Annotated in this window: 5 protein-coding genes; 1 reads left to right on the forward strand and 4 read right to left on the reverse strand. The window is 47.8% G+C overall.

What is annotated here, in order from left to right; translation table 11 throughout:
* Positions 1 to 134 precede the first annotated feature (134 nt).
* Positions 135 to 2,087: an ABC-F family ATP-binding cassette domain-containing protein gene (locus SIN01_RS13850; RefSeq protein WP_010025038.1), complete on the forward strand. Its 1,953-nt coding sequence runs from the start codon at positions 135 to 137 to the stop codon at positions 2,085 to 2,087.
* Between the two features lie 424 nt (positions 2,088 to 2,511).
* Here SIN01_RS13850 and tsaD read toward each other — a convergent pair whose 3' ends face one another.
* Genes tsaD through tsaE form a run of 4 tightly spaced genes read right to left on the reverse strand, consistent with a single transcriptional unit; the run spans position 2,512 to position 5,183 of the window.
* Positions 2,512 to 3,540, reverse strand: coding sequence for a tRNA (adenosine(37)-N6)-threonylcarbamoyltransferase complex transferase subunit TsaD (gene tsaD, locus SIN01_RS13855; protein ID WP_010025040.1), 1,029 nt, complete (start codon positions 3,538 to 3,540; stop codon positions 2,512 to 2,514).
* The gene (gene rimI, locus SIN01_RS13860; RefSeq protein WP_010025041.1) at positions 3,537 to 3,992 is read right to left on the reverse strand and encodes a ribosomal protein S18-alanine N-acetyltransferase; all 456 of its coding nucleotides are present in this window, start codon (positions 3,990 to 3,992) and stop codon (positions 3,537 to 3,539) included. The genes tsaD and rimI overlap by 4 nt, the downstream gene beginning before the upstream one ends.
* Positions 3,993 to 3,994: 2 nt before the next feature.
* Entirely contained in the window at positions 3,995 to 4,684 is a 690-nt protein-coding gene (gene tsaB / locus SIN01_RS13865) for a tRNA (adenosine(37)-N6)-threonylcarbamoyltransferase complex dimerization subunit type 1 TsaB (protein WP_010025045.1), read from the reverse strand.
* On the reverse strand, positions 4,665 to 5,183 hold the full coding sequence (gene tsaE / locus SIN01_RS13870) for a tRNA (adenosine(37)-N6)-threonylcarbamoyltransferase complex ATPase subunit type 1 TsaE (protein WP_010025047.1): 519 nt from the start codon (positions 5,181 to 5,183) through the stop codon (positions 4,665 to 4,667). The genes tsaB and tsaE overlap by 20 nt, the downstream gene beginning before the upstream one ends.
* Between the last annotated feature and the right edge of the window lie 69 nt (positions 5,184 to 5,252).

Here is a 5,252-nt window from a genome sequence, read left to right on the forward strand (position 1 = left end):
CGTTGCCCAACAAAACGCTAGTACGCTACAATAAAACTAACTATCCTTATTATACTCAAGGTAAGCGTCTATCGCTTAAACGCTGCCTTGATGCTCTTTGAACGAATTCATAATTGTGTCTGAGGTGAAGATCCGTGCTGCTTCTGCAAACAAGCGAGATCAGCAAATCATTTGGTACTGATCTTGTTTTATCGAATATTACGATTGATGTCCAGTTCGGCGAACGTGTTGCGCTTGTCGGCCGAAACGGGGCAGGAAAATCAACGCTTCTGAAAATCATCGCCGGCAAAATGAGCGCCGACAGCGGCGAAGTGATCATGCCCAAGGATCGCACCATGGGCTATTTGCCGCAAAATGCTACACTTGACTCAACACGCGGCATTTATGACGAACTGGTCTCGGTTTTCAGTCCGCTCATCGCCCTTGAAAAGAAAATGCGCGCGATGGAGGCGCAGATGGCTGATCCCGGCAGCTTTTCAAATCCTAAAGATTACGAACAACTGCTCAAATCCTATGACCTGATCCAAGCCGACTACCGTGCCAAAGGCGGATTTACGTATCAGGCAGAAACCCGAAGCGTGCTGAATGGCTTGAAATTCGGCGGTTTTCCCGACGATACGCCCGTCAGCAACCTCTCCGGCGGACAAAAGACGCAGCTTGCGCTTGGCAAACTGCTGCTGATGAAACCCGATCTGTTAATCCTTGACGAGCCGACCAACCATCTGGACATCGACACACTCTCCTGGCTGGAAAATTACCTGCAGCGTTATAACGGCAGCGTGCTCGTTGTCTCGCATGACCGCTATTTTCTTGATAAAATTGCGACAAAGGTATTTGAAATTGCTCGTCACCGCGTGCGCAAATACACCGGCAATTACTCGCGCTATCTACAGCAGCGTGCAGCGGAGTATGAGAGCGAAATGAAGGCCTATGACAAACAGCAAAAAGAAGTTGCCAAGCTGCAGGAATTTGTTCAGAAAAATATCGTTCGCGCCTCAACGACCAAACGCGCGCAAAGCCGGCGCAAACAACTAGAGAAGATGGAACGGATGGAACGGCCGACAGGCGATGCAAAATCGGCCAAATTCTCCTTCACAATCGAGCAACAGAGCGGTCGAGACGTCTTGGCTGTTTCCAATCTCAATGTTGGTTACGCAGAACAGGCACCGATGATTTCCGATTTGACTTTTCGAATCAGCCGCGGTGACCGTGTCGCATTGGTTGGACCGAACGGGATCGGAAAATCGACTGTCCTTAAAGCGATCGCCGGGTCGGCGACTCGTCTGGCGGGGGAGGTGCGCCTTGGGAGCAAGGTCAGCATCGGTTACTACGATCAGGAACAGCGCAGCCTTGATCCAACAAAAACGGCGCTTCATGAACTTTGGGATGATTATCCACTGACTCCGGAAGGAGATATTCGCACCGTACTCGGCGGCTTTCTTTTCTCAGGTGCTGAAGCCGATAAGTTGGTCGCACAATTAAGCGGCGGTGAAAAGGCGCGTGTCATGCTCGCCAAACTAATGATGCGTCACGATAACCTGCTGATTCTTGACGAGCCGACCAATCATCTCGATTTGGACAGCAAAGAGGTCTTGGAAAATGCACTGATTGACTATCCGGGAACGATTTTATTCGTATCCCATGACCGTTACTTTATCAACAATCTTGCCAGTCGCGTGTTTGAGTTGTCGCGCGAGGGGATCACGGAATACCTCGGCGATTACGACTATTACATCGATAAAAAAACCGAGCAGCAAGAAATTGCAGCGCTTGATCACCAAGCAGAAACCACGCAGCAAAAAGAAACCGCTGCTCCCGAAGGCAAAAGCCAATTCTTAAAAGATAAAGCGCTAAAGAAGAAGAAACGTCAGCTTATCCGTTTCATTGAGCAGTCGGAAGCGGATATCGGCGCACTTGAAGAAAAGATCGAACAAAATCAACACGCATTGCTCAAGCCGGAAGTGTTTAGCGATACGAAAAAAGCTCGCGAAACGCAGGAAACAATTGAACAGTTGGAAGCCCAGCTTAACAAAATGATGGAGGATTGGGAAGCTGCACAACTGGAGCTCGACAACTTTGATTGCTGATTTGCAATTATCCACAGTGTGAATGGTTTTATCCACAAATAAATGTGTTTATCCCCAACTTATTCAGTTTTATCACGCACTTATTCACATATATTGTGGATAAGTGCGTGTCTATTTCTACAAGTGACTTATCCACCAGTGCATAAGTATTCTAAAAATCTTTTCCAATCTGGTGCTCTGTGTGTATCATTGGTGAATAAGTCCGATAATCCTGCACAAACTGTGCTTAACTCGCGTGAGCAACGAAACAATAATCACAAACCGATCACCCATTGTGGAAAACCGGCTATGAACTGTGGAAAATCTGAGCGAAACCGTTTATCCTCTACGAAAAATAGACCGCCTCAGTCGACAAAATAAAGAGCCTCAAAGGTCATGCCTTTGAAGCTCTTTATTTTGCATCCTATACGTTTTAATCACGCGCTTAAAAATCTTCAATGTTCAAATTCGCACGTCCGTTTAACGAGAGATCGGCACGCGTTCCTTTGAGGAAGCCGATTGTTCCTGATGCAGCAATCATTGCAGCATTATCCGTGCACAAAGCGAGCGGCGGAATGGTCAGCGGTATCGATCGCGTCCGAGCTGCCTCTTCTATTTCCAAACGAATCTTGCTGTTTGCCGAAACTCCGCCTGCCACCAAAATCTGTTTTGCATGAACGCGCTCGGCCGCCATCATTGTCTTTTTGACAAGGACTTCGCTGACGCTTTCTTGGAAGCTGGCGGCGATGTCGGCATGATTCAGCTTATGACCGCGTTGCTGCTCGTTATGCACATAGTTAATCACAGCCGATTTTAAGCCGCTGAAACTGAAGTCCAGTGACCCTTCTTCCAACCAGGCACGCGGAAAATCAATGACCGGCGATCCTTCCTTAGCCAGACGATCGATTTCCGGACCGCCTGGGTAAGGCAGACCGAGCGTGCGAGCAACCTTATCAAATGCTTCTCCGGCTGCGTCATCTCTCGTGGTTCCGATCACTTCATAGGAACCATGCTCCTTCATGTGAACAAGCTCCGTATGTCCGCCTGAAACAACAAGAGCAATTAATGGAAAGTGCAGTTCACGAACTATTCGGTTTGCATAGATATGTCCGGTAATATGATGCACCGGAATAAGTGGCAGTTGATGCGCATAAGCAAGTGCCTTTGCTGCATTTACGCCGACAAGTAGCGCACCGATCAAACCGGGGCCTTGCGTTACGGCGATCCCGTCAAGGTCTTCCCAGGCCACTCCGGATTTGCTCAATGCTTCCTCGCAGATCACGGTGATTTGATCCACATGATGTCGTGATGCAATTTCGGGAACAACACCGCCGAAGCGGCGATGAACCTCAATTTGTGATGCAACGGCACTTGAACGGATCACCGTTCCGTTCTCCACGACCGCAGCAGCCGTTTCATCACAGCTTGTTTCAATACCTAGAATTAGTGTTTTCTGATTTACATTTAGTTTCATAATCTCACCCACATCACAAGTGCATCTTCCCCGTTATTTGAATAGTAATTTTTGCGGATGCCTCCGTCACGAAATCCGAGTTTCCGGTACAGATTCTGTGCCACTTGATTGCTGACACGCACCTCTAAACTCACCGAGTGCGCATGCTGAGACAGTGCGTGGAGCATGACGTGGCGGAGCAGTGATTCACCGACCTTATAGCCCCGATAACCGCTCAATACAGCCAGATTGGTAATATGCGCCTCATCGACGATGACCCAAATACCGCAATAGCCAATAATTTTCCCTTCAAAATCTGCAACAAAATAGCTTGCAAACTGATTGCTCGACATTTCATTTTCAAATGCCTTTCGCGACCATGGCACTTCAAAAGCACTGTGCTCAACAACCATGACCTGATCAATATCTGTCATGGTCATCGGACGAATCGTGAATGATCGTAAATCCGGCATGTTTATCGCCCCTGTTTAGCCAGCCACTTCGCCTCAGCTTCTGCTAAGCGAAGGTAAACCGGCAAAAAATGATGCACATTAGAAACCGGTTCTTTTGTTGCGCCGATTCGCGCCAGTTCTGCCGGTCTCGGCAGATTCTGCGTGCTGTCTCCCAGCACTGCAAAGGCTTCGGAACTGAGCTTCTCGCCCCATTTATCAAAATCATTACTGAGAAAAAGTACCGGACGATCACGCTTTGCAAGCTCCGCGAGCCAATTCTCCATCAAGACGAGCCGATCGGGAACGGTCGGTACCATTTTGCCGTCTTTTTGTTCATATAAACCGGCAAAGACCTGTCCACGCCTTGCATCGAAAAACGGCGCAACATATCCTTCAAATCCGCGGCCGTTCTGAGCGACGACCTCTAGGCTTGAGACCCCGACAAGTTCCTTTTTTAAGGTCCAAGCCATCGTTTTCGCAATGGTTATGCCAATACGCAAACCGGTATACGATCCCGGTCCTTCTGCAACAACGATCCGATCGAGTTCCGACGGCTTTAAGCCCGCCGCTTGAACCATTTGTGCAAGAGCAGGCATTAGTCGTTCCGAATGATTTTTCTTATTGTTGGTGATCAACTCGCTTAGCACCTTCTGCTCCTCCGTCACGGCAACGCCCATCACTAAATTGGATGAATCAATGGCTAATACGTTCATCTTTTGATATCTCCTCATATATACGCTCAGATCGTGTACCGCAAGCTGTGCAAGTAATGATCCGTTCTTGTTCATTCACTCGCTTAACAGCAAGTGACAAGACGTCATCCGGAAGCCATGAAGGAATGTTCTCGGCCCATTCGATAACCGTAACCCCGTCCTGTTCAAAATAATCTTCCAGACCAATATCCTCTTCATCGCTGATCCGATACACATCCATATGATAAAGGGCAATACGCCCACTATGGTATTCTTTTACAATTGTAAAGGTCGGACTGTTCACCATTTCTGTGATGCCCAGGCCTTTTGCCAGACCTTTCGTGAAAATGGTCTTTCCTGCACCAAGATCTCCTGATAAAGTCAAACAATCGCCCGGTTTCAAATAGTCCGCCAGACATTCAGAAAAATGCATGGTTTCTTCAGGGGAATGGGTCGTCCATTGTTGCATCACGTTCACCTTTTCAATGGTTTTATGTGAATAGGTAATCTTTATGACCATTCTTCACAAGCCAAATATACACTTAGTGTACCATAATTAAACAACAATTTCTTTCTTCACAGCGATGTC

The organism is Sporolactobacillus inulinus, from assembly GCF_006539285.1.
GTDB classification, from domain to species: Bacteria; Bacillota; Bacilli; order Bacillales; family Sporolactobacillaceae; genus Sporolactobacillus; species Sporolactobacillus inulinus.

Excerpts from the sequence above, each read along its gene's own strand:
- tsaD (WP_010025040.1), bottom strand. The coding sequence starts at position 3,540 with ATGAAACTAAATGTAAATCAGAAAACACTAATTCTAGGTATTGAAACA.
- rimI (WP_010025041.1), bottom strand. The coding sequence starts at position 3,992 with ATGCCGGATTTACGATCATTCACGATTCGTCCGATGACCATGACAGAT.
- tsaB (WP_010025045.1), bottom strand. The coding sequence starts at position 4,684 with ATGAACGTATTAGCCATTGATTCATCCAATTTAGTGATGGGCGTTGCC.
- tsaE (WP_010025047.1), bottom strand. The coding sequence starts at position 5,183 with ATGGTCATAAAGATTACCTATTCACATAAAACCATTGAAAAGGTGAAC.